Raw genomic sequence first — 25,955 nt, forward strand, 5'->3', positions numbered from 1 at the left:
CGCGATGCTTAAGATTCACTACTCACTCGAATCCGAACTTCAGCACGGCATTTCCGACATAGAAGCGCCCTCGGAGCTCAACATCCAGGTGCGCAACCTCGTGCTGAAGACCAAGAAAGGCAAGCAGGTGGCCCGCGGCGAGATGATCGCCGAGCATCCGTCCAAGTTCGGGGGCGCCTACCACGCGGCCGCATCCGGCAAGGTCATGAAGGTCAACTACTACCACATGACCATCAAGTGCGATGGCGGCGAAGACGCGGTCGAGCCCGTGGACGTTGGCTCCATGGAACCCGGCAAGGATCTGCTCCGCGCCCTGCAGGATCTGGGAATCGGCGTTGCCGCGCTGGCACCGGTCAAGACGCTGGTGATCAACGGCCTCAACCCGGAGCCGGGCATCTCCGTGGCCGAGCAACTCCTCAAGGACGAAAAGGAGACCGTCGAAGCCGGACTCGAAATGGTCCGCCGCTTCATGTCTCCGGAAAAGACGGTGCTGGCCGTTGCCGCCAGCGCCCCCTACGAGCTGTCCGAGTCGTCGGTCCATGGCATCAAGCCGAAGTATCCCAACTGCCTCGACTCCCTCGTGGTCAAGTCCGTCACAGGCAAGGAGCTGCCTTCCGACACCAAGGTGCTCAGCGTGATGGATCTGTACGAAATCGGCACGGTGGTGCGGACCGGCATGCCGCTGACTCACACCGTCATGACCGTGGCCGGACGCAACTACCGCGTGCCTCTCGGGACCACCATCCGTCATCTGATGGATTCCCTGAACATGAACGTGACCACCGGCGATACCGTCGTGCTGGGCGGTCCGTTCCGCGGCGATGCGGTGTACAGCCTCGACGAAGGCGTGAAAAAGGGCGACCACGGCCTGTTCTCCATCTCTTCGTCCACGTTCCCGGCCATTCAGGACGCCGCCTGCATCAACTGCGGCGAGTGCGTCCTCAAGTGTCCGGCGCGGATTCAGGCCCACCTGATCAGCCGCTATGCGGAGTACGAGATGTTCGAAATGGCCGAAAAGCACGGCCTGAACAGCTGCTTCGAGTGCGGACTGTGCGGCTTCAACTGCATCTCCCGCAGACCGCTGTTGCAGTACATCCGTTTCGCCAAGGCGCAGCTCAGGGCGAGCCGCCAGAGCGAGCAGGGCTAGAGTCCCGGGTCTTCCGGCAATTTAGACAAATATCGAGAGCGAAGGACTACTGAATATGACTCCTCCCGTTATAAAGGCAATGTCCGACATCGCCGTGCGGCTCACGGTTTCCCCGCCGCCGCACTGGCGCAGCGGGCGCACCATCCAGGGCATGATGCAGGCACATCTGCTGGCGCTCGTCCCGGCAATGGTCATGTCCGTATACATGTTCGGCCTGCAGGCCGCCGCCGCGATAGGGCTGGCCGGCTCCGTGGCCGTGGGTACCGAGGCCCTGTGCCTCAAGCTCCAGAAGCGCGACATCGACGTGGACAACTTCTCCGCGCTTTACGCAGGCGTGCTGTTCGCGTTTCTGCTGCCCGCCACCGCGCCGTGGTGGCTTGTGGTTCTCGGTTCCGCCATCACCATCGTGCTCGGCCGCACCGTCTTCGGCGGTTTCGGCTCCAACCCGATCTGTGCGCCGCTGGTGGCGTGGGCGTTCTGTAGGCTGTCCTGGCCCGCTGCCATGGACATAGACCTCAACCTGTCCCACTTCCTGATCAACTATGCGCCCGACCAGCTCAAGCACTTCGGTGTTCAGAGCCTCTGGCAGTTCGACTACATGAACCTGTTCCTCGGCAAGCAGCTCGGCGGACTGGGAGCCTCGCAGGTCGTGGCGCTTCTGGCCGGCGGCATCTACCTCATCGCCTCAGGTTGGGTCCGTCTGTTCATTCCCGTTGCATTCCTCGTGGGCGTGGCCGCCACCGCAGGCATCTTCTGGGCGATCAACCCGGAAGTCTACGCCGATCCGCTGTTCCATCTGCTGACCGGAAGCACCATGCTCGGCGCCTTCTTCCTCGCACCGGACGTCTCTTCCAGCCCGGTGGGCAGGATGCCGCAGATTCTCTTCGGCCTCATCGCCGGAGCCATGGTCATCGTCATCCGCGTTTACGGCATCTACCCGGACGGGGTTCCGTTCGCGATCATGATCGCCAACCTGCTCAGCCCGCTGCTGGACAGGGTTCGCCCCAAACCTTTCGGAGGCAGATAAGACATGCGTGAAATACTTCATATGCTCGTCGTCCTGTCCCTGATCTGTGCCACATCCGGCGCGGTTCTGGTGAACCTGAAGAAGGCGACCAAGCCCCAGATCGAACAGCAGGTGCTGACCTACGTGCAGGGCCCCGCGCTCCTGTCCGTGCTCGATAATCGCGACAACGATCCCATCGACGACCGCAAGACGGTGGGTGATGTGACCGTGTTCCCGGCCATGAAGGATGGCAAGCTCGTGGGCGTGGCTCTCGAAGCCTTCGCTCCCGGCTACTCCGGGGATATCGGCGTCATGGTCGGCTTCAGCGTGGAACAGGACGAACTGCTCGGCATCGGTATTACGACCCAGACCGAAACGCCCGGCCTCGGAACCCGTATCATGAAGCCTTCCTTCACCAAGCAGTTCCAGGGCCACGGCCTTGAGAGCATGCAGCTTGCCTCCAAGGACGGCGACATCGACGGCATCTCCGGCGCCACCTATTCCGCAGCCGGTACGGTGGACGCGGTGCGCAAGGCCATCGAGGTCTACGAAGGCATCAAGCCGGAAATCCTCAAGATCTGGCAGACTTCCTAGGAGGGAGTACCATGAGCAATATAACCAAGGAATTCGTCAAGGGCCTGTGGGCCGAGCTGCCGCCGTTCCGGGTGCTCCTCGGACTGTGCCCCGTGCTGGCGGTCACCGCCACCGCGGAGAACGGTTTCGGCATGGGCATGGCGGTCATCTTCGTGCTTGTCATGTCCAACCTGATCATCTCCAGCATCAGGAAGATCATCCCGGGCAAGGTCCGTATCGCCTGCTTCATCGTCGTCACCGCCTCGCTGGTCGTCACGGTCGAGCTGCTCATGCAGGCGTACGCCTATCCGCTGTATCAGAAGCTCGGCATCTTCGTGCCGCTGATCGTCGTGAACTGTCTGATTCTTGGCCGGGCGGAAGCGTTCGCATCCAAGAATCCCGTGCTGCCGTCCATCGCGGATGCGCTCGGCATGGGCATCGGCTTCATGGCCTCGCTGACGTTCCTCGGCGCGCTGCGCGAGGTGCTCGGCAACGGCACGGTGTTCGGCGTTCCCGTCATGTGGGAGAGCTTCGAGCCCGCGTCCTTCATGGTCAAGGCTCCCGGCGCATTCGTCGGGCTGGGCATGATTCTGGCGGGCATGAACGTCCTGAACCGCTACCTCAGCCGCAAGAAGGGCGAGAGCGAGCCGGTTTCCCAGAACTCCACCTGCGCCTCCTGCGGGGCGTGCAACTCCTGCAAGTAGGGGAGGGCCAGTAAACCATGGAATACTTCCTGCTTTTCATATCCGCGATATTCATCAACAACATCGTCCTGGTCCAGTACCTCGGCGCGTGTCCCTTCATGGGCACCTCCAAGTCCACGGACGTGGCCATGGGCATGGGCGGCGCAGTCATCTTCGTCACCCTGATGGCCACTGCCATCACCTGGCCCATTCACCAGTACGTACTCATTCCCTTCGGCATCGAGTACCTGCAGACCATCGCGTTCATTCTGGTCATCGCTTCGCTGGTGCAGTTCGTGGAAATGTTCCTGAAAAAGGTCATTCCGCCGCTCTACAAGTCGCTGGGCCTGTTCCTGCCGCTGATCACCACCAACTGCGCCGTCATGGGCGTGGCCATCATGGTGCAGCGCAACGGATACTCCTTCTTCAAGTCCATGATGTACGGACTTGCGTCCGGAATCGGCTTCCTGATCGCACTGGTCATCATTTCCGCCATCCGCGAACGGCTGGACATCTCTCCGGTGCCCGCCGTGTTCCGTGGCGTTCCCATCGCCCTGATCATGGCCGGCGTCATGTCCATGATCTTCTTCGCGTTCCAGGGAATGGCGGCCTAACCGCGCAAGTCAAGGAGACACTTACGATATGGTAACATCATCCATTCTGGTTCTGTTTCTACTGGGCCTGACCGCCGCAGCCGTCCTCGCCGTGGCATCCCGCGTGCTCCACGTGAAAGAGGATCCGCGCATTGCCCAGGTAGACAACTGCTTTCCCGGCGCCAACTGCGGCGGGTGCGGATACCCCGGTTGCTCCGCTGCGGCCGCGGCCATCGTCAAAGGCGAGGCCGGACCTGAAATCTGCGTGGCGGGCGGCCCCGAGATTGCGGAAAACATCGCAGCCATCATGGGCACCGAGGTCGGCTTCAAGGAGCCCAAGGTCGCCCACAACATCTGCACCGGCGGCTCTCGCGCCGAGCTCCTTTTCGATTACGAGGGAGTTGAGGACTGTCGCGCCGAAGCGCTGCTATACGGCGGCGAGAAGTCCTGCGGTCTCGGCTGCATCGGCATGGCCTCCTGCGTGAAGGTCTGCGGCTTCGATGCCATCCGCCTGAACGACGACGGTCTGCCTGTGGTGGACATGAACGCCTGCCGTTCCTGCGGCAAGTGTGCCGAAGTCTGCCCCACCGGAGCCATCCGCGTCTCCGGCCTGACCATGGACCTGCTGCACCTCAACAAGACCGACGACTGCCTCGCACCCTGCATGCAGAAGTGCCCGGCCCAGATCGACGTCCGCACCTATGTGCAACAGATGAAGATGGGCGACATGCGCGGCGCGCTGACCACCATGAAGGAGCGCAACCCGCTCCCGCTGGCCGTCGGTCGCCTGTGCCCCGCACCGTGCGAGACCATCTGCCGCCGCAACATCGCGGACGAGGGCGTGGCCATCCACACCCTGCACCGCTTCGTGGCGGACTGGGAGATGAACGCCGGTTCCCGCGTGCAGCTGGACTGCAACCCCCGCAGCGGACACCGCATCGCCATCATCGGCGGCGGCCCCGCCGGTCTGTCCTGCGCCTACTTCCTGCGTCGCATCGGCCACGAGCCGGTGATCTTCGAAAAGCGCGAGGAACTCGGGGGCATGATGAAGGGCGTGATCCCGGAATACCGTCTGCCCTCGAAGGTCGTCGACTGGGAAATCCAGTCCATTCTCGACCTCGGCGTGGACCTGCGCACCGGCCTTGAATTCGGCAAGGACGTGACCCTTGAGAGCCTTGAGCAGGAAGGGTTCGAGGCCGTGTTCATGGCAACCGGCGCCTGGAAGGTGCCGGGGCTGGGCGTGGAAAACGACGATGCCGAAGGCGTGGTGGACGCGGTGTCCTTCCTCGACGGCATCGGCGAAGCCTACGGCGACATGCAGGGCCGTCGGGTCGTGGTGGTCGGCGATACCAATACCGCCATGGACGTTGCCCGCAGCGCGGCGCGCCTCGGCGCCGAGGTCACCGGCCTCGTGTCCTGCATCCAGCGCAAGATGTCCGCCAACAAGAACGAAGTGAAGCGTGCCGCCGAACTGGGCACCGACCTCAAGTTCCTCACCGCCCCCGTGCGTGTGCTGGCTGAGGACGGCAAGGTCACCGGCGTGGAATATCAGGAACTGGAGTACGACGACCCCAAGAAGGCCACCGGCAAGCCCAAGCCCGTCGAGGGCACCGAGGCAACGGTGCAGGCCGACATGGTCGTGGTCGCTACCGACCGCGTGGTGGACGCCGATCCGTTCAGGAACGAAAGCGGCGAACCGCTCTTCGATATGGACAAGAAGACCGGCGGCATCAAGGCCGACAAGACCACCCTGCAGACCAGTCTTCCGCACGTGTTTGCGGGCGGCGAGGCCCACACCGGCCGTAATATCCTGATTCAGGCTGTTGCCGACGGACGTCGTGCCGCACGCGGTATCCACTACTATATTACGGAAGGGGAAATCCCCGAACCGAAGAACCCGCAGCTTCGCGTCATCCCGGAAACCATCCTCAAGAACATGGATGTGACTTACACCATCCCGCGCATCGAAGTGCCCGAAATCGGCATCGAGGAGCGGAAGTCCACCTTCAAGGAAGAGGTCAAGGGTTCCATCGGATTCGACGCGGCCCGCAAGGAAAGCAGCCGCTGCCTGCGTTGCGGCCTGACCTGCTACGACTCGGAGGCCGGTGCCGAATATGCCGGTGACCCCGACGTCAAGAAATTCAGCGAATCGGGCAAGGAGTAAGATCATGCAGAACAAGCGATTCACAAGAAGAGCCTTCATGCGTTCGCTCGGCGTTGTCGGGCTTGGTGCGGCGCTCACCCCCGCGCCGGTCGCGGCAGCGGTTCGCATGACCGACTCCCGCAAACTGTCCGATAACCGCTTCGAGGTTTGCGAAACCCGCTTCCTCATGGGCACCTTCGTGGCGATCACGGCTCTGCACGAGTCCCGTGATGCCGCCAAGGAAGCCACGGCCCGCGCCTTTGATGAGATCGAACGGCTCTCCGCCATCTTCGACCGCCACAAGGGCGACACCCCGGTCTCCGTGCTCAATGCCACCGGCCGCCTGTCCGACGTCGCTCCCGAGCTGCGTTCGGTCATGGAAAAGGCCGTGATCTTCAACCGTCGTTCCGGCGGCGCCTTCGACTCCACCGTTCTTCCGCTGGTGGAAGTGCTCAAGGGCCACGCCGATGCCGACGGTAGGATCGACCTGTCCGAAAAGGACATGAAGGACGCGCTGAGCCTCGTCGATACCGAAGCCGTTCGCATCTCCGACAACGAAATACGTTTCGACAAGCAGGGGATGGGCGTGACGCTCGACGGCATCGGCAAGGGCTACATCGTGGACCGCGCCTCCGACGTGCTGGCCGCCAACGGCGTTGTCGACCACCTCGTGAACGCGGGCGGCGACATCCGCGCCCGGGGCGAACGCGCTCCCGGCAAGGCGTGGAAGATCGCCATCGAAGATCCCGCGGGCAAGGGCGGATACCCGTCCGTCATCCACCTGCGCGACGCAGCCGTCGCAACCTCCGGCGGCTACGAAGTGTACTACGATGCGAACCGCACGCATCATCACGTCATCAACCCCAGGACCGCTCACTCTCCCACCCAGAGCGTCAGCGTGTCCGTTACCGCTCCGACCGTCATGCAGGCCGACGCTCTCTCCACCTCGGCTTTCGTCATGCCCCCCAAAGACGGCGTCCACTTTGTGGATGCACAGCCGGGAAGCGACTGCCTCATCGTCGGTAAAAGCGGCGCGAACGTTACCACGCGCCGTTGGAGCAGGTTGAGCAGGACCTAAAACCTGCAGCCATACCCTCGCCTCCGAGAAGGAACAACAGCCCCCCGTTCCTTCTCAACCGAAAAGGGAACACACTCCCTCAAAACGCCCCCCGGCCACTCCTACCGGGGGGCGTTCATTATTGAAGAAGGGATGAGGCAGGAAGCCGCGCTACTGCGGCCCTTTGTCGAATTCCACGATCCGCGCGAAGTCGAGGTCGGGCCCCTCGGTGACGCGGTGATATAGCGGACTGCCGTCCTCGACGCGCCCGCCCATGTCGTAGGTGAAGTCGGCGACGGCCTCGTGGCGCACCCAGTAGCCGTCCATGCGGGCACCACGCCCGTCGTGCATGGAATGAAAGTGCAGGAACTCGTCCTGTGGTTCTGGACGTGTTGCAAGCCATGCCTTGGGGGCCTCGTCAAAGAAGACCGGGAGAATTCTCTCCTGCCCCTGCGGCTGGTCGTTTCGATTGCCGGGAAGCCGGGTCAGGACTGCCGTGCCCTCGAAGAGCTTTGCATTCACTGGCGCATCCGAGGAATAGAAGCCGTCCTCATTGAAGCATACGAAACGCAGCCTGCTCAGGTCGGAAGGGTCTTCCGGACGGAAGTAATAGCCCATGAACGGCCCGAAGGTGGCCGCCGTGCCGTTTTGCATGACGCGCAGGGTGGCCTGGTAGCCGTGCGGCACATCCGGTTCCGAGGCGTCGCGCGAGGGGGCTTCGCCGCATCCGCCTGTGACAAGAAGCATGAGCAGTGCGAGCGTGGTTGTCAGTCTGGCGGGGACGTGCATCGCTACAAGGCTCCTGTTTCGTCATGACACCAGAGTTTCCCGATGAGCCAGACCGCTGCGAGCAGGAAGATGCCTTCCACGATCAGCCCGGTCAGCGGCGTTCCGAAGAGGTCGGCCAGCGTGAGCTGGCCCACGTTCGTCGGAGCGTGTACGGCCGGGATGAGCCACGCGTGAAGATGCGCGAAGGCGGCGGTTCCGGCCAGTCCGCCGATGAGGGCGAACACCGCGTCCATGCGTCCTTCGCCCACCGCGGCCCAGCAGGTTCCCGGACAGTAGCCCGCCATGCCCCAGCCGATGCCGAAGAGTACGCCGCCCACGAGGATCGCGCCGAAGGTCAGGGGCAGTATCAGGGTGTTTCCGCCTCCGGAGGCCTGAAGGCTGAACAGACCGATGGATGAAAACAGCACCGCCAGAAGCATGAACTGCGGTATCCGCGGGTCCTGCATGAGATGGCCCAGCGCCATCTCTTCCGGGTCGGTCGCGCCGACCCGCTGGATGACGAACCCGAAGGCAGCGCCGGACAGGATGCCGAGAAGAACTTCAGTCATTGTTTCCTCCCCTTTGTCTTTCCGTAGACGATTCGCGCCGAGAGCATGGCGGTTGCGAAGATCACCGCGCCGAAGAGCAGTCCGCTCAGGGCCAGCTGGATGCTGCCGGACATGAACAGTCCAAGCGTGCAGCCGCCCGCCAGTCTCGCTCCGAACAGAATCAGGAATCCGCCCGCGAAGGTAGCCGCGTAGCGTTTGACGCGGCTCTTCCCAAAGCGGCGGACCCAGATTTCCGGCACGTCGCGGATCTTTCTGCCGCCGGTGAGTCCTGCCGCGAATCCGCCCGCCGCCATGCCAATGACGAATCCCATGAGCCATGAGCCGGGACCCGGCAGGGCCGAATAGTGCGGGTTCGTCTCGGCGTACTTCGGTGCCACTTCAAGGAAGAATCCTTTGAGCGCGGTCACGAAACCGCTTGACGAGGCGGGTGGGCCGTAAGTGGCGAAGATGAATACGATGATTCCGGCAAGCGCCACCGCCGCCGGAACGACCGGCCAGCGTTTGGGGTCGGTGTTGGTGGGTTTCATGTTCAGCCTCCGCAGGATACGTATCCGTCACCGGAGCCGCCGCCGGAACTTCCGGAGGCTCCCTGCGTTCCCGTCTTTCCGGATGACGAAGTTTTTTTCATGAGGGCCGTGGAAACCGGCGCGCCTGAGGGCGGAAGGTTTTCCTTGGTCTCCACCGGGAAGAAGTTCTCATGCGAGCCCCATTCGAACCACGAGTTCTCGTAGAGCCGCACATCCTGAAAGCCCATAAGCCGCAGGATGAAGTAGCCGAACGAGCCGCGTCGACCCGAATGGCAGTAGACAACCGTTCCCTTGGAACGGTCCATGCCCGCGTACATCTGCGCCAGCTCGGCTGCGGGCTTGATGTCCTTGGATTCCTCGGAGGTCCAGTTGCGGGTGTAGTTCACGTTGTAGGCCGTGGGAATGTGCCCCAGCTTGAGAACCGTACCGTCCAGTCCGGTGTTGGGCCGTTCGCCCAGATATTCGGAGCGCGAACGCACGTCGATGATCTGGTAGTGCGGATCATTCAGCCGCTGGTAAATCTTTTCGCCGCTGATGCGCCGTTGGACCTGCACTTCGTCCACCGGGGCCTGATAGAGCACCGGCTCTCGCTTGGCAGGACTGTTGGATAGCTCATATCCGGCGTCTCGCCAGCCGTCGATGCCTCGTTCGAGGATCTTGACGTCGTCGTGTCCCAGCAGGTCCAGCACCCAGAAGACGTATGACGCGGTGGCACCGCCGTCGCGCTCCACGGAGTCGTAAAGCACCACGGTATCCGAGCGGGCGATGCCGTGTTCGCCCAGAATGGACTGGGCTTCGTCCAGCCCCACGAACACGCCGCCGAGGCCGTAAAGCAGGTCGTTCTTGCGGAACGAGCGCCACGGCATCCGCACCGCACCGGGGATGACCTTGCCGTCGAAATACTTGTCCTCGCGCACGTCGACCACGGCGACGCCGGGATCGTTTTTATGCTGCTGCAGCCACTTTGGACCGGCCAGCAGGCCCGGGTCGGCGTACGCGTCCACCCTCGGTGCCGAGGCGAGGCTCCACATCCCCGCGAGAATCAGAAATCCCGCGATGACGATGCGTTTGATCATGACCGAAGACATATGCAGTTCCTCCTTTTGTGAAAACGCGGTCTTGGTAACGGGGCTACTTTCACCTTATACAATGTATATGGAAGAAGACCAGACGGGAGGGGATATTTTCGGCATGATTCGGGTATAATTGCGGCTGGTCGTATGGTGTGACGAAAAAAAGGCCGCCCGGATGCATTCGGACGGCCCTGCTTTCTGCGGAATGGGGAAGCCGCTAGCTGTCGTAAAGGGCGTCAATGGCTGGAGTGCCGTCGATGGCCTTGATGCCGTCGAGCCACTTGGCGACCTGCTCGCGGTTGGCTGCGAGCCATTCTTCGGCGGTCTTCTCCGGGGAGAGGCCGTCGCGCTTGTTGCTGAAAATCCAGTCGGACTGAATCTGCGAGGGGACCACGAACTGCTTCAGAAAGGCGTAAGCCTGCGGATAGTCGGTGTGGAACTCGTCGGTGGTCACCGTGTAGACGATGGAGGTCTTGCCTGCGATCTCCGAAGTGCCCTCGGTTTTAGAGTCGAGGTATTCAAGGTCGTGGGCGATGTTCATCCAGTGCGGCTGCCAGCCCACGAACACGACCCAGTCGCCCTTTTCCATCATGTTGCCGGCCTGAGCGAGCATTGCGGACGTGGAGGAAGCAACCAGCTCCCAGTCGCCAAGTCCGGCCGCGTCGGCCTTGATGGCCTTCTCGATCTCGTCGTTGATGCCGGAACCGGCGCCGATGCCGTATATCTTGCCGCCAAAGCGCTCCTTGTTGGCGTCAAGATCCTCGGCGGTGCGGATCCCCTTTTCGTACAGATCCTGCGGAACCACGAGGCCTACCGCGGCTTCCTCGATGTTCGCCACGACCTTTTCAATCACACCCTTTTCGATCAGCGGGTCGAGCATGGGGTCTTCCACCGGAGTCCAGCCGCCGAGGTAGGCGTCCAGCTCGGCGATCTCCATGGACTTGAGGATGATGGAAGGGGAGGCCACGATCTGTTCGGTCTCGTAGCCCATGGCCTGCAGGATGCGGCAGGCCACCTCGCTCTTGACCGTCACGCCGGGCCAGGAAGGCACGCCGAACTTGACGGTGGGGGCGGCAGATGCCCCGGCAGCGAAAAACGTTACCATCAGCAGGGAAATGAAAAGGTTCCTGACGACTTTCATGCAAACTCCTTTGTTTCTGTTCGGCCGGATCGGTCCGGTTGTCCGGTTCCCGACCATGGAGGGCGATGTCCGGCCTCAAAGCGCTTGCCTCAAGGCTCTTGAAGGGACAGAATCGCCCGATGCCTTTGAATCAATTCGACTCCGCGGGCGGCGGATCCTCGCATTCCGGCGAGCCCGTCTGGTTCCTGCCCGGAAAAGGGTTCTCCATGCTCGGCCTGCTGGCCGCCGTGGAGCCGTTGCGCGTTGCCAACCAGATCCGGCCCGGCCTGTTCCGCTGGGAATTCATTTCCGAAAGCGGCGGTCCTGTTGAAGCCAGCAACGGCATGGCCATCATGACCGTGCCCTTTCCGGAGCCGCCTTTCAGGCGCTACGGAGTGAAAAGCGTTTTCGTGTGCGCGGGCTTCGAGCCGGAGCGCGTGGTCTCTTCCACTCTGTGCTCATGGCTCTCGGCCGCTGCGGCCACCGGCGCCACCCTCGGCGGCATTGATACCGGCAGCGTTGTTCTGGCCCGCTGCGGACTGCTGCGCGGATACCGGGCCACGGTGCACTGGGAGAACCTCTCGGCGTTTCGCGAGGACTTCCTCGGAGTGCGCGCCACGGAGAACATCTACGAGATTGACCGCGACCGGGTGACCTGCTCCGGGGCCACGGCCTCGCTCGACATGATGCTCGGCCTCATGGGGCGTACCCATGGTCACGAACTTTCCCGGGCCATATCCGAGCAGTTCGTCATGGACCGCATCCGCGACCCCATGGAGAGCCAGCGGACCGCACCGGCTCATCGCCTGGCGGCACCCACGCCCGCCCTGAGCAGGGCGGTGGAGTGTCTGGAGCGCGCCGCCTCCATGGAAGTGGCCCCGCCGCTGGATATGAGCGGCCTGGCAGCCGAGTGCGGGCTTTCCGTCCGTCAGGTGCAGCGCCTTTTCAATGAAAAAGTCGGGGAAACACCCTCCCGCTATTATCTCGACCTTCGTCTGGAGCGAGCGCGCCGCCTTCTTCGACAAACCGACATGCGGATCACCGACATCGCCGTGGCCTGCGGGTTTTCCGGTCAGGCTCACTTCTCGCGGGCCTACCGAAGCCGGTTCGGCATCCCGCCGCGAAACGAGCGGGCCGCGTCCTGATCAGCCGTCCAATGCGATGCGGCGGCTGACCTCCGTTTCATCCCATTCGCCAATGTGCGCCTGCCTGAGCCGGTCCAGCTCCTGCGCCACTTCCGGCGCGAACGGCGCGGTGTGCGGCGTTTCCGAGGTGTCCACGTGCAGCAGGAGCACTTCGGATGAGGCCAGATGCGTTTCATGTCCATCCCGCACGCGGTACATCCGGTGCAGCAGGTGCATGCGCTTGGCGTCGGTGCCCGTTACGAAGGTGCGGACCCTGATGTTGTCACCTTCGCGGGATTCCCTGTAGTAGTTGATATGGCCCTCCACCGTGTAGGCGGAGACCTTGCGGCTGGTGCGAAACGCCTCGTCCATGCCGATGCGGTCCAGCACGCCGTCGGTGGCGTGGCCGAAGACCAGCACGTAGCCAGCTTCCGTCAGGTGCCCGTTGTAGTCGATCCAGTCAGCGGGCACCTGATTTTCGTACATGATTTCGGTCATCAGCAGCTCTCCCCGACCGCACTGCGGTAGTCGTCCAGTGCGCTCATGATGCGAATGAGGCATTCGTCGCGTTCACGAACCAGATCGTCGCAGCTGCGTCCTTTGGCGGCCTTCTCGCAGCCCTCCACCATGCGGTCGCGAAGCGTCTTGGTGAGTTCGGGCGCTTTCAGGCGGGTCCATGGCTCTTCAAGCGCAGGACCGAAGTGGTCCAGCATGTGGGCCATGCCGCCCTCGCCGCCCGCCATGTGGAACGTGAGGCACGGCCCCATGATCGCCCAGCGCAGGCCGGGACCGTAGGCGATGGATGCGTCGATCTCATCCACGGTGGCTTCGCCTTCCGCCACCATGTGCAGGGCTTCGCGCCACAGGGCTTCCTGCAACCGGTTGGCGATGAACCCCGGGAGCTCCCGCTGCATCCGGATGACCTTTTTGCCTGTGCTCTCGAAGAACTCCGCGGTCCTGTCCACAAGCTCCGGGTCGCTGTGGTCGCCACCCACGACTTCCATGAACGGGACGAGGTACGGCGGGTTGAACGGGTGCCCGACCACGGTGCGCTCCGGCGTGCCGCACTTCTTCTGGATGTCGCTCATGGCAAACCCCGAAGTGCTGGAGCAGATAATGGTGTCAGGAGAGGCCAGCTCGCCAAGGGTTTTGTAGAGCTCCTGCTTGGATTCGAGATTCTCTGGGGCGGATTCCTGTATGAACTGGACCTGTTCCACCAACTCCTCGAGGGAGTCGGCGAACCTGAGACGGTCCCTGGAGGCGCCCACGGACAGGCCGAGCTTCTCCATGGTGGGCCAGTTTTCTTCCACCATCCGGCGCAGTTTCTCCTTTGCGCCCGGGCCGGGGTCGAAAGCGACCACGTCGAGACCGTTGCGAAGGAAGTGCAGCGCCCAGCCGCCGCCGATGACGCCCGCGCCGAGGATGCCTACCGTTTTTATGTCCTTGATGTCTTTCATGATTATTCTAGCGCTATTGGTTGAGTCCAAGGATGTCACGAGCCTGATCCGGGGTGGCGGGAGCCGCGCCCAGCGTGTCCGCGAGTTGTACGGCTTTCTCCACGAGCATGACGTTGTCCGCCGGGACGCCCTTCTTGAGGTAGAGGTTGTCTTCCAGTCCCACGCGCATGTGGCCGCCCATAAGCAGGGCCTGCGCCGCAAAGGGGAACTGGTTGCGTCCAATGCCGAACCCGGCCCAGATCGCGCCTTCGGGCAGCTGGTTGCGAAGCGTCAGCATGGCCTCCGGCGTTGCCGGGGCGCAGAAGGGGATGCCCATGCACAGCTGAAAAAGCGGCGGGGCGGCGATGAGGCCTTCCTGGATGAGCTGTTTGGCCATCCAGACATGACCCATCTCGAAAACTTCGATTTCGGGCTTTACGCCGGATTCGGCGATGCCGGCCGCCATGGTGCGAAGTTGATCGGGCGTGGTGATGTATGCGGCGTCGGCGTAGTTCATGGAGCCGCAGTCGAGGGTGCAAATCTCCGGCTTGAGTTCCCGGATATGGGCGATGCGTTCCTCGGCCCCGGCCATATCGGAGCCTGCCCCGCCGGTGTTCGGCTCATTTTCGTCCGGGACGAAGTCCCCGCCCATGCCGGCAGTGAGGTTGATGATGACGTCGGAGCCGCTCTCGCGGATGCGTTCCACAACTTCCCGGTACAGCTCCGGAGCCCGCGAGGCTTTGCCGGTCTCGGGGTCGCGGACGTGGATGTGCGCTACGGCGGCCCCAGCGTTCCGCGCCGCAATGGCCGACTCGGCGATCTGCCGGGGTGTGACCGGGACCGCTGGATTCCTGTCCGCGGTATCTCCGGCGCCGGTGATGGCACAGGTGATTATCGGTGTCGTATTCATATTAAAATCCTTGTTCATTCCTTTTTGTCCGGGCAGCCGCGCCCGAAGACCGCCTGACACTAGGCGCGGAAAAGAATCCTGTTATGACTTATTGCGACGGAATCTTGATCCAGTATGACGGATTGAGTGAGAGAGTCTGTTTCTCCAGAAATTATTGCTCGTCACTGAATGGTAAGAAGTGGCTTTATATACGCCGAAAAAAACGGTCTCGGAAAAGCATAGCTTCAATATCGTCGGTTTGTTGACTTCGCTGAGAGGCTTGAATAAGCTATAAAGGCACATTTTTATAGTGCTGCTTTTGAAAGAGGTTTTCGTTGCGATGCATATCGCCGAAACCTTTTTTTGTGGCTCTGTTGTTGAACTTCATGATGTTCATTTTCTATTCGACTACACTTCGGAGGGAATCGTGTTTGGCGCTCATCAAAAATCCAGTACTGCTCGTTCTGTCGTTATTCTGCTTGTTTGCAGCATCCTTGTCGGCGGCTGCCAGGCCAGCAAGCAAAAGACGGGGATGGCCGTGGGGGCCCTTGTCGGCGCCGTGGCCGGTAGTTTTATCGGAAAAGGTGCTGGAAAGGCCCTTGCCGTAGGCATCGGCGTGCTCGCCGGCGGCTTTATTGGCAACCAGATAGGCGGCTATCTTGATGAGCAGGACCGTCTGGCTGTTGAACGCGAGTCCACCAAGGCTCTCTCGCGTGCCAAGGACGGGGAAACCACCACGTGGGAAAATCCGGACACCAAAGCAAAAGCAGAGATCACGGTTGAAAAGACGGAAACGGTCGAGCGGGAAATACCTATTGTCCGGCATAAGAAAGTCCAAAAGCCCGGCAAGCTGGAGCTCATCGGCGAGCCGTACGAAATTTTGACCGCTTCCAACGTGCGTTTCGGCCCGTCCATGGAAAACGACGTGGCCGAAGTGCTGCCCGAAGGCGACAAGGTTCTTGCCGTCGGCAAGGTCAAGGGCAGGAACTGGATTCTCATCAACAAGAATCGTCACGCAATCGGCTACATACACGCCTCTCTTGTCGGCAAGGAAGGAACGCTTGCTGAGCGCAAGGCGGCCGAGAAGCAGGAGGGCGAAAAGGAGTGCACTGCAAGGAAAAGTGCCATGGTCGAGACGCAAACCGCAGACGCGCAGCAGGTCATGAAGCCTGCGTACGATCTCGACGCGATGCCCGAGGACATGAAGTCCTCTCAGACTCTGCGGAAGGCCGTAGATCTCGATACCATGGTCGCCAGCTATCCCGACACGCCGGAAACCGACGACTATGTGGCAGAGCAGGTTGAAGTGGAAGCTCCGGCCCGTACACTCAAGATGAAGGTCTCTTCTCCCAAAGGGCAAGAAGAAACCACGGTCGTGGCGAGCAAGGGAACCGATGGTGCATGGGAGATTATTTAGTCATGCGAGGTATCCGGACAATTCTTCCGGCCCTGTTGTGCCTGCTGATGCTTTCGGCGGGCGCGGCAGAGGCCGCGTCGTGGCATCGTCTGGCCTATTCCAAGAAAATGGGTGCCGAGGTCTTCGTGGGTCCGGATGGGACCGACTGGTGTGCCGGGACCGTCAGGGGCAAGGTGAAGCTGGACACTGACAGCCCCTTGCGCAGCGGTGGTGTCGAATCTTTTCTTGGGAAAGTGCTGACCGTGGTTCGAAACGAATGCCCCGAAGCGGAGAAGGCGGCTTTTTCCGTGATGGACGCGAACGGCGGAGCATCGCTCGGGAGCTATGTGGCTGAGTCTTCAACCGGCTGGAACGTGGTGAAGGAGAGCGCGCCCGTTGTCGCATCCGAGTCAAGCGACAAGCCTTCCGAAGTGACCCGCAAGGAATCCGCTTCTCCCAAAGCGCCGGCGAGGGCGACGTATCTGGCTCTGGCGCCCGGCGTTTTGCATGGTGCCCCCTCCACCGCTGCTCGTGATGACTTCGTGAAAGATTATATCGTAATGAAGTATTACAAGGAGTTTCGCAAGGTCCGGAGAAACGAGATTGAAGTCGCCAAGATGGTGGACAAGTATCGGGATGAGGCGCGGGAATTCTATCAAGCTGTAGCACCGGATTACATTGAACTCAGGATTGGCGGGAAGCTGGGTAAGTACGACGTCCAGCAAGAGGCGTTTGAGTTTTCTCCCATCGACAAGGGGACTGAGTTCGAGGTGGATCGTCCCGAAAAAAGCTGGATTTATCGTATGGGAAAAGGTTTCCCTGAGAAAATTCGCATAGATGTATTCGGCGGAGAAGCCGTCAGCCGTATGGGCATGGCGAAGAGCCAGGCCCAAAAGGTTCTAAAGAAGTTTAGGCATCGAAGGGTGGATATCCTTGCCGTTGTCAAAGTCGTGGGCCACGACACCTACCCCGGGACCTCCGTGCCGAAGTATCGAACTCAGCTGCATTCTCTCAAGGTCCTGGAGAACCGGGGCGAGAAGGTTCTCTACGAGTACCCGGCCTCTTGGGTCGGAGCCGAGGTTGCTAAACTTCGGGAGGAGCAGCGCCGCGCTGAGCGAGAGCGTCAGAAGCGGCTTGAAGCTGAACGGCGGCGCAGAAAGGCCGAGGAGGCCGCCCGGCAGGAACGTATCAAGCGTGGCGTGGAGCCGATCGTGGCCAGCTGGGATGTCGTCAAGGCCCATTTCGATAAACTTCGCTCCGGGAAGAATGATTCATACATGGTCAATGGGGTGGATACCCGGCGGCCTCTGGTGATCCTTTCCAACGCGAAATATATGGGTGAAACCATCATCTTTGGTGAAGGGCTTATTCCGTCGCTACTCAGGGACAAGGAAATCACTTATGTCTTCACGCCGGATGAGGGAGAAGGCAGAATCAGGCTTAAGCTTCAGAACTGGCGTGAATTCAGGGAAACAAAAGTCCCCGAGACTATCCAGTCCGAGTTGCGGGCGATGCTCGAAGGCTATCCCAATGTCTTTGCAAAGATGGGTGTAAGCACGCTGTATGAAGCCAAAGCCAGGTTGCGCCTGACTCCCGTCGGATACGGAGATGACCCGTGGAAAGGCGGAAAGACGCTTGTCCTGTATGTGGAGTCCGCCAAGTACGGAGCCAGATTGAAGGACTCTGAAGCCGAAGAGTATCCCCTGTGGCACGTGAAGGCCACAGAGCCCAAAAAGCCATATGTCCAGAAAAGGGACCGGCGAACTGCCCGACAGTTGGATCTTGCCGGACTGTATGGCGGCATGGAACTTGAGGAGGTGAAGGATATCCTGGAGGATCGCGTTGGCATTGATGCGGAGTTCGACGAGCAGACTAAGCTGTTGGAATCCACCGCGCCGATCTCCCTCTCGGAATACAAGTCCTTCGGCGACGCTCTCCCGCCGGGCAGAAGGTACTTCAAGGGCCGTTTTGTCAAGACCGGCGAGTCCCTGATGGGCCTCGGCGGGCCGGTGTACTCGCTCAAGCAGGCCATGTTGCGGCAGACTGCGACCAAGGATGAAAAGGAAGCCATCGTCGAAGGACTTATCAAGAAGTTCGGCGAGCCCGACCTGCGAATGGTCAAGGGCGGGGTTCTGGTTTTCAACTGGGGCGAAAGGATTACGGACGATCGCTCGGAAATGCCTTCCGGCAAGAATATCAGGCGTCCTGTCTCCGCATTGGAAGCGCAGATACACCAGTCGGGGCGTGGTGTTGTCACAACGCTCATTCTCACCGACGAGCTGTATCTGAAAAAGACCAAGGTCGAGACTCAGACCATATATTGACGGTCAGGGGCGCTTTTCCTTTGGAGAAGCGCCCTTTCATTTTGGAGGTGCCATGCGGTGGACATTGATTGTACTGGGAGCGGCTGCGCTCTTGCTCGTTTCGTTTGCGTATGGGACTGCGCCGGAAAAGATCGCCTATTCCAGAACGTATGGCGCTGACGTCTACGTGGTTGGGCATGGCAAGAGCTGGTGTGAAGCGGACATTGCGACAATAGCCAGAATGCGACCGGGCAGCGTAGTCGGCGATCAGGCTCTTCACGCCTTTTACAGGATGATAGGCATGATTCTCCAGAATGAATGTCCGGAAGCGCAAAAGACGGATTTCATGGTCCTCGGCGCTGATGGAGCGTACTATTTCGCTGGAGAATGTAGCCTGAACAACGATTGGGTGCCTGTCCGTACCGGTTTTGGTCTATCCGAGAGCATCACCCTGATGCGCTACCATGCGTCACTGATTGCAGACGCCCTCACCGGGAGGCTGCTTGCCGACCCGTACGGCGATCGACTCAATACATTGGGAATTGCGGGATTTGTGGTCCTGATTGCCGGAGGCGTGCTCTTTCTTTTCAAAGGAAAAAAGCAGACCTCGTCCCGGCAGAACTTTGAAAACGAGGTTGAGTCGAATCAGAGTGAACAAGGCGTGCCGTCTGAGCCTGAAGGAGTCTATGAAGACGGTGCGGCTGGCCCGGAACCGCAGCTTGTGGCTTCTTCCTGTTTTGCCCAGAGCTACGAGGCCGCCCTGGAGGGAATTCTCAGCGAGGATCCAAGGGAGCGCGCCGGTGATTACGGCGAAGCGTTAGTGTTGTCCAAGGTCATGGAAACGGGGGGCGGCATAGTTTACTGGGGACTCGGCCTCAGCAACCGAGGCAAAAAGTGCGAGGTCGATATTCTCGTGGTTGCTCCGCACGGCTTGCTTCATGTGGAGGTGAAAAACCTTCGCGGCGTCTGGAAAGTACTGAGTGAATACGATGAGCAGGGGCGGGTGCGCAGCTCCCACTGGACGCGGGATGGTTACGGCGATCTGACGCTGAAGAGCCCGGTGGAGCAAGCTAATCGGGCACGAACCATCCTTGCCGAGACGGTCAGAAATCTGAGCGATTTTTATCTTCCGATTCACAGCGTGGTGGTTGCGGCTCACGACGAGTTCAGCTTGACAGGTGCTGAGGAAGACGGGGTGAAGGTGATGAGCCTTTCTGAGTTTACCGATTTTTATCAAGAGTACGCGCATGGTTCGATCGCTCAACTCAGTGCGGCGCGAAGAGGACTTTTTGCCTCACTGGTGGAGCATGTGGCCAGTTTTGGACAGCGCCCCGCATTTTTTGATCTGAAACTGTTCGAAGATGACACGGATCAACTGCCGAACCAACCCATGTCCGCAGAGACATATGAGGACTATCTTTTTTCGAAACTGGCTGAGTGCTGGAGCCTGAAAACCAGAATCCCGAAGCAGGACGGGATATGGTTCGGCACCAAACAGGATATGGCTCCGTCCACGAAAAGGAACGGCACACGGGACTGACCGCGTTCAGCCTGTGCCCGCTGCCTGAGCACTTCCGCGAGCCCGATGGCGTTGTGGACATAGATTCTGTCCGAAGCGAGGTCGCAAACGAAAAGGCAATGGATTACGAAAAGTCGGCACGTTGTCACAGTCGTGAGCGACAATGAACATGGTGCGTCGAACGCGTCAAAGATGCGGGCGGAGCGGTTGGCGCAGAGCGGAGTACGGCACCCTGCACAGGGCATCCAGCGGGTCGCGGCCAGAGAAGGGGCTGCGTGTCAGTCCAAAGGCGGCATTGACGTTGAGGTCAGTGATAATACCGTCGCCTCACCACCTGCGGGGCAGCGTATATGCCGTGCGAAGTGCCGGAAAGGGCAGGGTGCAGAAGGATTCATGTGTCACCGGTCTGCACCATTGTTGTCCCTGCGGGGCGTCTGAGGGCCTTTGGATTTCTGTCTATGATTCGGTCCTAATGACATGGATGGGTGATGCGCAGAACGCCCAGGCGAGCGAGTCAGTCTCTGCTCGCAAGGAGGGTGGTTTCACGAATTGACATGAGAGCCCGATGGACCTATCCCTTTGGGCTTCTCCGTACGCGAAACCCGCCCGGAGGATCCACCTGCACCGACTCGGAGCCGTTCATGCGTATCGAACACAACCTGTCGTCCATCTATCCTTCCGTCGAGGAAATCCCCGCCGAGTATCTTTCGGGCCTTCCCATGGACTCCCCTTACTACCTCGTCGACGGTGAACTGCTGCGCTGGAAAGGGGAAACCGAGCCTGTCCTTTCAGCGGTCATGGCCAGCGAGAACGGTCTGCTCGCGCCACTGCATCTTGGAAGTTGCCCCGTCCTGAACGAAGACGTCGCCATGGATGCGGCAAAGGCTGCGGTGGAAGCCTACGGACACGGGCTTGGCGAATGGCCCGCCATGACGCAGGAGGAACGCATCCGCCATATGGAACGGTTTCTTGAGCGCATGGCCGCCGTTGGTGATGAGGTCGTCCGGCTCATGACGCTGGAGATCTGCAAGCCTGTTCGACAGGCGCGTGGCGAGTTCGATCGTACGGTGCAGTATGTTCGCGACACCATCGACACCCTCAGGGAGATGGACCGCCACGACTCCCGGACCTTCGAGGGCGAGGGCATCCTCGCTGGTGTCCGGCGCGCGCCGCTTGGTCCCGTGCTCTGCATGGGGCCGTACAACTTTCCCTTCAACGAAACCTTTGCCACGCTTATACCGGCGCTGCTGATGGGCAACACGGCAGTGGTCAAGCTGCCCAAGATCGGCCGGCTGCTTTTTTCGCCGATTCTCAAGGCGCTGCGGGACTGTTTCCCTCGCGGCGTCGTCAATGTCATCACGGGGAATACGGAATTGGTGCATCCGATCCTGAAATCCGGGTATGCCGATGTGTTTGCGTTCATCGGATCGAGCGGGGCCGCCAACTCTCTGTGGCAACTGCATCCGAGGCCGGGCCGCCTGCGCTGCGTGTTCGGGCTGGACGCCAAGAATCAGGCCGTTGTGCTGGAGGACGCGGACATGGATGTTGCCGCGGCCGAGATCCTCTCGGGGAGTCTGTCTTTCAGCGGTCAGCGCTGTACCGCCATCAAGACGGTTTTCGTGCACAGAAGCAGGGCGGATGATTTGCTGGAACGGCTCAAGCAGGGCGTGGATGCGCTCAGGGTCGGCATGCCATTTGATCCTGACGTGGATATCACCCCGATGCCGGAGCCGGGCCGGGCGGAGTATCTCAGGACGCTGGTGGACGACGCGGTCTCGAAAGGGGCGCGGATCGTCAACCCGGGGGGCGGTTCCGTGTTCGAAAACCTTGTGCACCCCGCGATTCTGTATCCGGTGGATTCATCCATGCGCGTGTACCATGAGGAGCAGTTCGGGCCTGTGGTGCCCGTGGTCCCATTTGATGACGCGCGCACTCCCGTGGAGTATCAGGCGCACTCCGATTTCGGGCAGCAGGTGAGCCTCTTCGGGCAGGACCCGGTCAGGCTCGGACGGCTTGTGGACGCCATGTCCGCGCAGGTCTGCCGGGTGAACCTGAACAGCCAGTGCCAACGCGGGCCTGACACGCTTCCATTCGGCGGGCGCAAGGACTCGGCCGTAGGGACGCTCTCGGTCAGGGACGGAATCCGGGCTTTTTCCATGCGCACCGTAGTCGCCGCGAGGAATACGGATGACAACCGGACACTGCTCTGTGGCCTCCAAGAGCGGCAGGCCTCTTCATTTCTGAATACCGATCACCTGAAATAGAAGTTCATTCGGCAAGACGTCAGCCCCCTGTTCCCGCGGAGTCGGAGGGCAACCCCCAGAGGCGATTCGAGCACTTCATGAGAGATGTTCATCGAAAAGGGTCGCTTCGCCGGCGTATTCGGATAAGAAGCAGGGAATTTGCCGAACTAGGTTTTTTTCATGAAGTCGGTACGCTACATTTCAGAAGGCTCTCCGGCATTGGCTCGACCCGTGCCGGTCGTAATGAAGATATTCAGGGAGTTAGCAGCAGGAGCAACTGGCGCGAAGATGCGAACAAAGAAAAAGGACTTTTTGTCGATTCGGCAAAAAGTCCTTTTATTTCATGGTACCCGGAGCGGGAGTTGAACCCGCACAGTGCAAGCACCGAGGGATTTTAAGCCTCTCAATATGTTGCCTATCAATCTGTAATGTATTGCTATTATTTAATAAAAATAGTTTTTGTGGCAATTGTGGGACAGTTTGGCGGAGTTATCAGTTATGGCCAGTTGGATTGCCCTAGGGTTTTCTTGGACAATCCACTTGCTGAGCGGCAGGAGGCGGCGGAGATGGGTGACATTTTGATAGGATGCCGTTGCGTTCATCTTCTGTCCAGCTCAGAAATGACCTTTTGTAGCTACCATCATGGATAGCCTATTGGGATAGAAATTGTGGGGGATGACAAAACGGTTTTCAACTAATTAACACATTGAGTGAACATACAGTGTGGTTGTAAACGTGAACGGGTTGTCCGCATTTCGCTTAGTGGTAAGAACTTGAGTTTCTGAATAAGATATATAAAAGTTTGTTAGGCCTATGCTTCTGATCACACCTGAGATCTTCGTAAAAATGCTCTGCCCTAAAGAATACAAATCCTTCCTGGCAGACATGTTTCCTTCTGTCCCCGCCAAGACTGTTAGAAATTTGAAAAATGGCGCATCGCCCTCAAGGAAAACAATGGATGCCATTGTGGCTGACTTGAGTGCAGCCTGTTCTCTTAGTGAAGAACAAATCCGGTTACTTCTTGACAAGCAAACACCCCAACCTTGGAAGAACGCTGTTGAAGGCTTTAAAGAGGTTCCGAATTTCCCTTATTCTTCCTCTTTTGATTACGTCACTGAGATTGTAGACAGAATTGAAAGTGCTCCATTCAAAGCCGCTGCCGCAAAGCAAAGAAAAAACTCATGTTGGAAAAAGCAATTTGAGAAAACTGGTTTGCCTCAGTCTGTTATGCCACATTCTTTTCTAACGACTTGCTATCAGATTGGAAGAAAGAAGGCCCCTAAAGGTAAACGAATCTTGCCTGTCGAAAGTGGAAAGGTTTTGCTGCGAACAAATCTTTTTGTCTTAGGCGCTTTTGAAGTCTCTTTGCTTCACTCTGATTTAGTGAAGCCCGGCATTGGACCGCGGATTCACAAGTGCATGCCGTATTACAGAGATGGCAAACTCATTGAGCCAATTAGAGTACTTTTTGAAGTGTTTATGAAGAAGTTGGAAATCCCAAGTATAGCCCAGTTCGCTGAACAGCTGAAGCCTTTGACCGTGCGGGAGCAGGATAAGAACATTGATAGTCAGAAGCGACAGGTCAAGCGCTGGTTGGCTGGCCAGATTCCACCGAGTTGGGAGTATATACGCTTGATTCGAGACTCCTTTTTTGACGGGGATGATGGAGTGATGATGTCATACGGTATCACCCGTTTTTTGCAGTGTTTGTTGAAAGAGCTTCGGGAGAACTACATCCCTCTCTTCTTTAAGGACGAACAGGAACTCGTCTCCATCTTTCAAGAGTATCCTGAGTGGCAAAAGTATCACCAGAAGGGGTTTGAGAAATGGAATGAAGCGAGGAGCAACACATAGCCCCTCGCTTCATTAACGCCTAGGAGCCTATGTAATCTTCGTTGTTGGGATTGTGGCCATCGGCCCAGTCATCCATGTCGGCATCGTTATTAGGGTTGTTGATGTCGGACCACAGATCGAGTTCTTCTTGGCTCATGTTTGAAGTATCGGGCATTTTGCGTTTCCTTACTTGCCTTGCTGATTTGGATTCATCTTCTTGCCGCGATCCCCCTGATTTTGATCGTATTGGCGATTTGTTCCACTGGTGCCTTTGTTCGCGTTCGGGATGTTGGCCGCGTTGTCTTCAGGCTTGATTTTCTTTCCAGATCCTTTGGTCATTTTTAATCTCCATCATTGGGCTTGTACCAGACACACTATGCGTCGTGGTGTCGATTGAGAGACTGTGCCAGATCGCAAAGTTCGTGAGGAGTGACACTGGACGGCCATATTTGGTCTGGGGTGTTTAGGCAGTCCGGTGGTAATATTGAGGGTAGGGTCTGTTGCTCATCTTGCTGGCCAGCTGGCCAGCTGGCGAGTGTGCGGAGAGTGGGGTGACATTTTGATGGTATGCCATCCTGCCTTTTTTATGTTGAGCCCCGAAAAGCCTTTTTTGTAACAACCGCGATGGTTTTTCAAGTTGAGTAAAAACTAGGGGGTGACAAAAAGTTTTCCGAGTAAAATAAAACAAGTAGAGTAAATACAAGTAGTGGTCTTTCCTGCTTCTCCTCGCCGCGCGTCAGCCCGTTTGCGGGCTCTGCGGGAGCTAGCGCGGCGGCTCCCTAGTGGGTGCCGAACTCAGCTGAACGCGATACCAGCCTTATGGGCTCAGAACAGTTTACTTACGCGCTTTCTAAGGCTGTTTTCTGAATCAAGTCGGAAGGGCTTGATTTAGAATTTGGTTCTGATAAAAATATCGACAGAAGTAAATAAGTGTAGGTAATTTTATCATGCGAAGAAATGAAACGACGAGAGGCGGCAGGTTCGATGAGGCCATCGCCATTTTCAAACGAGAAGGCGGCATCCTGCGCACGGGGCAAGCTCTGCACAAAGGAGTTCATCCAAGCACGCTGTACGCTCTCAGGGATTCGGGGATTGTGGAGCCTGTAAGTCGAGGGGTCTATAGGCTGGCAGAGGCTCCTGCCCTTGGCGATCCAGATCTGGTCGTTGTCGCTACGCGAGCCCCAAAAGGCGTCATCTGTCTTATCTCAGCTCTTGCCTTTCATGGGATCACAACCCAGATACCGCATGAGGTTCATCTGGCGCTGCCCAGAGGGGCCGAGGACCCGCGACTGGATTACCCTCCAATCGCAACTTATCGCTTCAGCGGCGAAGCCTTCTTGGAGGGAGTGGAGAATCACGCCCTCGACAACGTGAACGTTCGCATCTACTGCCCGGAGAAGACGCTGGCAGATTGCTTCAAATTCAGAAACAAGATCGGAATGGACACTGCCATTGAGGCGGTTCGGCTGTATCGGGAACGACAAGCAGTGAAAGTGAACGATCTGATGCGGTATGCGAACATATGTCGGGTGGCCAAGGTCATGCGTCCCTACATCGAGGCTATTCTGTGAGAGAAAGCAAGAATATTTCCGCATCCGTTCATCAGCGTTTGCAGAACAAGGCCAGGGAATCGTCCAGAACGTCTGGTGAAATCCTGCAGCACTACGCTATTGAGCGGTTTATCTACAGGGGCATCTCCATCCCACAATGGGACACAAAGTGTCGCTTGGGGCAATTATGGGACATTTTTTTGTTTCAGGCGTCTTTTGGAGGAAGGCAGAGTAGAAAAAGCGAAAGCGGCTAGTTGTCTTGCAACTAGCCGCTTTCGCTTTAATTTTCATGGTACCCGGAGCGGGAGTTGAACCCGCACAGTGCAAGCACCGAGGGATTTTAAGTCCCTTGCGTCTACCAGTTCCGCCATCCGGGCGTGAGGGCGATTTATTTAGCCTTCAA

At 59.1% G+C, this 25,955-nt stretch carries 24 protein-coding genes and 1 tRNA gene; 15 read left to right on the forward strand and 10 right to left on the reverse strand.

The window, feature by feature from the left end:
* Positions 1–4 precede the first annotated feature (4 nt).
* The 7 genes from BR24_RS09860 to BR24_RS09890 are packed head-to-tail and all read left to right on the forward strand — an operon-like array spanning position 5 to position 7,223.
* Positions 5–1,147, forward strand: a complete 1,143-nt coding sequence (locus tag BR24_RS09860; protein WP_496541321.1) for a 4Fe-4S dicluster domain-containing protein — start codon at positions 5–7, stop codon at positions 1,145–1,147.
* Between the two features lie 55 nt (positions 1,148–1,202).
* Positions 1,203–2,174, forward strand: coding sequence for an RnfABCDGE type electron transport complex subunit D (locus BR24_RS09865; protein ID WP_496541322.1), 972 nt, complete (start codon positions 1,203–1,205; stop codon positions 2,172–2,174).
* Positions 2,175–2,177: 3 nt separating this feature from the next.
* Positions 2,178–2,747 (forward strand): RnfABCDGE type electron transport complex subunit G, encoded by a 570-nt coding sequence (gene rnfG / locus BR24_RS09870; RefSeq protein ID WP_496541323.1) that lies wholly within the window; start codon positions 2,178–2,180, stop codon positions 2,745–2,747.
* 11 nt (positions 2,748–2,758) lie between these two features.
* Positions 2,759–3,430, forward strand: a complete 672-nt coding sequence (rsxE, locus tag BR24_RS09875) for an electron transport complex subunit RsxE (protein WP_018123298.1) — start codon at positions 2,759–2,761, stop codon at positions 3,428–3,430.
* Positions 3,431–3,447: 17 nt separating this feature from the next.
* Positions 3,448–4,023, forward strand: coding sequence for an electron transport complex protein RnfA (locus tag BR24_RS09880; RefSeq protein WP_496541324.1), 576 nt, complete (start codon positions 3,448–3,450; stop codon positions 4,021–4,023).
* Positions 4,024–4,051: 28 nt separating this feature from the next.
* Positions 4,052–6,166: an FAD-dependent oxidoreductase gene (locus BR24_RS09885; RefSeq protein WP_496541325.1), complete on the forward strand. Its 2,115-nt coding sequence runs from the start codon at positions 4,052–4,054 to the stop codon at positions 6,164–6,166.
* A gap of 4 nt (positions 6,167–6,170) precedes the next feature.
* Positions 6,171–7,223, forward strand: coding sequence for an FAD:protein FMN transferase (locus BR24_RS09890; RefSeq protein ID WP_496541326.1), 1,053 nt, complete (start codon positions 6,171–6,173; stop codon positions 7,221–7,223).
* A 150-nt stretch (positions 7,224–7,373) separates the two neighbouring features.
* On the opposite strand, the gene BR24_RS09895 is transcribed toward BR24_RS09890, so the two are convergent.
* The 5 genes from BR24_RS09895 to BR24_RS09915 all read right to left on the reverse strand — a co-directional run bounded on the left by BR24_RS09895 (position 7,374) and on the right by BR24_RS09915 (position 11,280).
* On the reverse strand, positions 7,374–7,991 hold the full coding sequence (locus tag BR24_RS09895; RefSeq protein ID WP_496541327.1) for a hypothetical protein: 618 nt from the start codon (positions 7,989–7,991) through the stop codon (positions 7,374–7,376).
* A 2-nt stretch (positions 7,992–7,993) separates the two neighbouring features.
* Positions 7,994–8,539, reverse strand: a complete 546-nt coding sequence (locus BR24_RS09900) for a DUF6691 family protein (RefSeq protein ID WP_496541328.1) — start codon at positions 8,537–8,539, stop codon at positions 7,994–7,996.
* Entirely contained in the window at positions 8,536–9,066 is a 531-nt protein-coding gene (locus BR24_RS09905; protein WP_496541329.1) for a YeeE/YedE thiosulfate transporter family protein, read from the reverse strand. Before BR24_RS09905 ends, BR24_RS09900 begins: the two co-directional genes overlap by 4 nt.
* A gap of 2 nt (positions 9,067–9,068) precedes the next feature.
* Positions 9,069–10,142 carry a sulfurtransferase gene (locus tag BR24_RS09910; RefSeq protein ID WP_496541330.1) on the reverse strand — a complete coding sequence of 358 codons (1,074 nt, stop codon included), beginning with the start codon at positions 10,140–10,142 and terminating at the stop codon, positions 9,069–9,071.
* Positions 10,143–10,356: 214 nt separating this feature from the next.
* Complete coding sequence (locus BR24_RS09915; protein ID WP_496541331.1) at positions 10,357–11,280, reverse strand: glycine betaine ABC transporter substrate-binding protein; 924 nt, start codon at positions 11,278–11,280, stop codon at positions 10,357–10,359.
* Positions 11,281–11,399: 119 nt separating this feature from the next.
* Between BR24_RS09915 and BR24_RS09920 the strand changes: the two genes are divergently transcribed.
* Positions 11,400–12,404, forward strand: a complete 1,005-nt coding sequence (locus BR24_RS09920) for a GlxA family transcriptional regulator (protein WP_496541332.1) — start codon at positions 11,400–11,402, stop codon at positions 12,402–12,404.
* Here BR24_RS09920 and BR24_RS09925 read toward each other — a convergent pair whose 3' ends face one another.
* The 3 genes from BR24_RS09925 to BR24_RS09935 are packed head-to-tail and all read right to left on the reverse strand — an operon-like array spanning position 12,405 to position 14,729.
* Positions 12,405–12,881, reverse strand: a complete 477-nt coding sequence (locus BR24_RS09925; RefSeq protein WP_496541333.1) for a thioesterase family protein — start codon at positions 12,879–12,881, stop codon at positions 12,405–12,407. It abuts the gene before it with no gap.
* Positions 12,881–13,840, reverse strand: a complete 960-nt coding sequence (locus BR24_RS09930; protein WP_496541334.1) for a 3-hydroxyacyl-CoA dehydrogenase NAD-binding domain-containing protein — start codon at positions 13,838–13,840, stop codon at positions 12,881–12,883. The genes BR24_RS09925 and BR24_RS09930 overlap by 1 nt, the downstream gene beginning before the upstream one ends.
* A gap of 13 nt (positions 13,841–13,853) precedes the next feature.
* Positions 13,854–14,729, reverse strand: coding sequence for a beta-keto acid cleavage family enzyme (locus tag BR24_RS09935; RefSeq protein ID WP_496541335.1), 876 nt, complete (start codon positions 14,727–14,729; stop codon positions 13,854–13,856).
* Positions 14,730–15,018: 289 nt separating this feature from the next.
* Here BR24_RS09935 and BR24_RS09940 point away from each other — a divergent pair, with 289 nt between their 5' ends.
* The 6 genes from BR24_RS09940 (at position 15,019) to BR24_RS09965 (ending at position 24,023) form a co-directional block, all read left to right on the forward strand.
* Positions 15,019–16,125 (forward strand): YMGG-like glycine zipper-containing protein, encoded by a 1,107-nt coding sequence (locus BR24_RS09940; protein WP_496541336.1) that lies wholly within the window; start codon positions 15,019–15,021, stop codon positions 16,123–16,125.
* 539 nt (positions 16,126–16,664) lie between these two features.
* Positions 16,665–18,428 (forward strand): hypothetical protein, encoded by a 1,764-nt coding sequence (locus tag BR24_RS09945; protein ID WP_496541337.1) that lies wholly within the window; start codon positions 16,665–16,667, stop codon positions 18,426–18,428.
* Between the two features lie 52 nt (positions 18,429–18,480).
* Complete coding sequence (locus BR24_RS09950; protein WP_496541338.1) at positions 18,481–19,947, forward strand: nuclease-related domain-containing protein; 1,467 nt, start codon at positions 18,481–18,483, stop codon at positions 19,945–19,947.
* Between the two features lie 620 nt (positions 19,948–20,567).
* Positions 20,568–22,190: an aldehyde dehydrogenase family protein gene (locus BR24_RS09955; RefSeq protein WP_496541339.1), complete on the forward strand. Its 1,623-nt coding sequence runs from the start codon at positions 20,568–20,570 to the stop codon at positions 22,188–22,190.
* 77 nt (positions 22,191–22,267) lie between these two features.
* The gene (locus BR24_RS09960; RefSeq protein WP_496541340.1) at positions 22,268–22,567 is read left to right on the forward strand and encodes a hypothetical protein; all 300 of its coding nucleotides are present in this window, start codon (positions 22,268–22,270) and stop codon (positions 22,565–22,567) included.
* Positions 22,568–22,982: 415 nt separating this feature from the next.
* Complete coding sequence (locus BR24_RS09965) at positions 22,983–24,023, forward strand: hypothetical protein (protein WP_496541341.1); 1,041 nt, start codon at positions 22,983–22,985, stop codon at positions 24,021–24,023.
* A 165-nt stretch (positions 24,024–24,188) separates the two neighbouring features.
* Here the strand turns inward: BR24_RS09965 and BR24_RS09970 are convergent, their stop codons facing one another.
* Positions 24,189–24,341 (reverse strand): hypothetical protein, encoded by a 153-nt coding sequence (locus tag BR24_RS09970; protein WP_496541342.1) that lies wholly within the window; start codon positions 24,339–24,341, stop codon positions 24,189–24,191.
* A 608-nt stretch (positions 24,342–24,949) separates the two neighbouring features.
* Between BR24_RS09970 and BR24_RS09975 the strand changes: the two genes are divergently transcribed.
* A complete protein-coding gene (locus BR24_RS09975; protein WP_496541343.1) occupies positions 24,950–25,573 on the forward strand; it encodes a type IV toxin-antitoxin system AbiEi family antitoxin domain-containing protein in 624 nt (207 codons plus the stop codon).
* Positions 25,574–25,842: 269 nt separating this feature from the next.
* On the opposite strand, the gene BR24_RS09980 is transcribed toward BR24_RS09975, so the two are convergent.
* Positions 25,843–25,929: transfer RNA gene (locus BR24_RS09980), tRNA-Leu, on the reverse strand.
* Between the last annotated feature and the right edge of the window lie 26 nt (positions 25,930–25,955).

The sequence above is a fragment of the Pseudodesulfovibrio halophilus DSM 5663 genome (assembly GCF_059568665.1).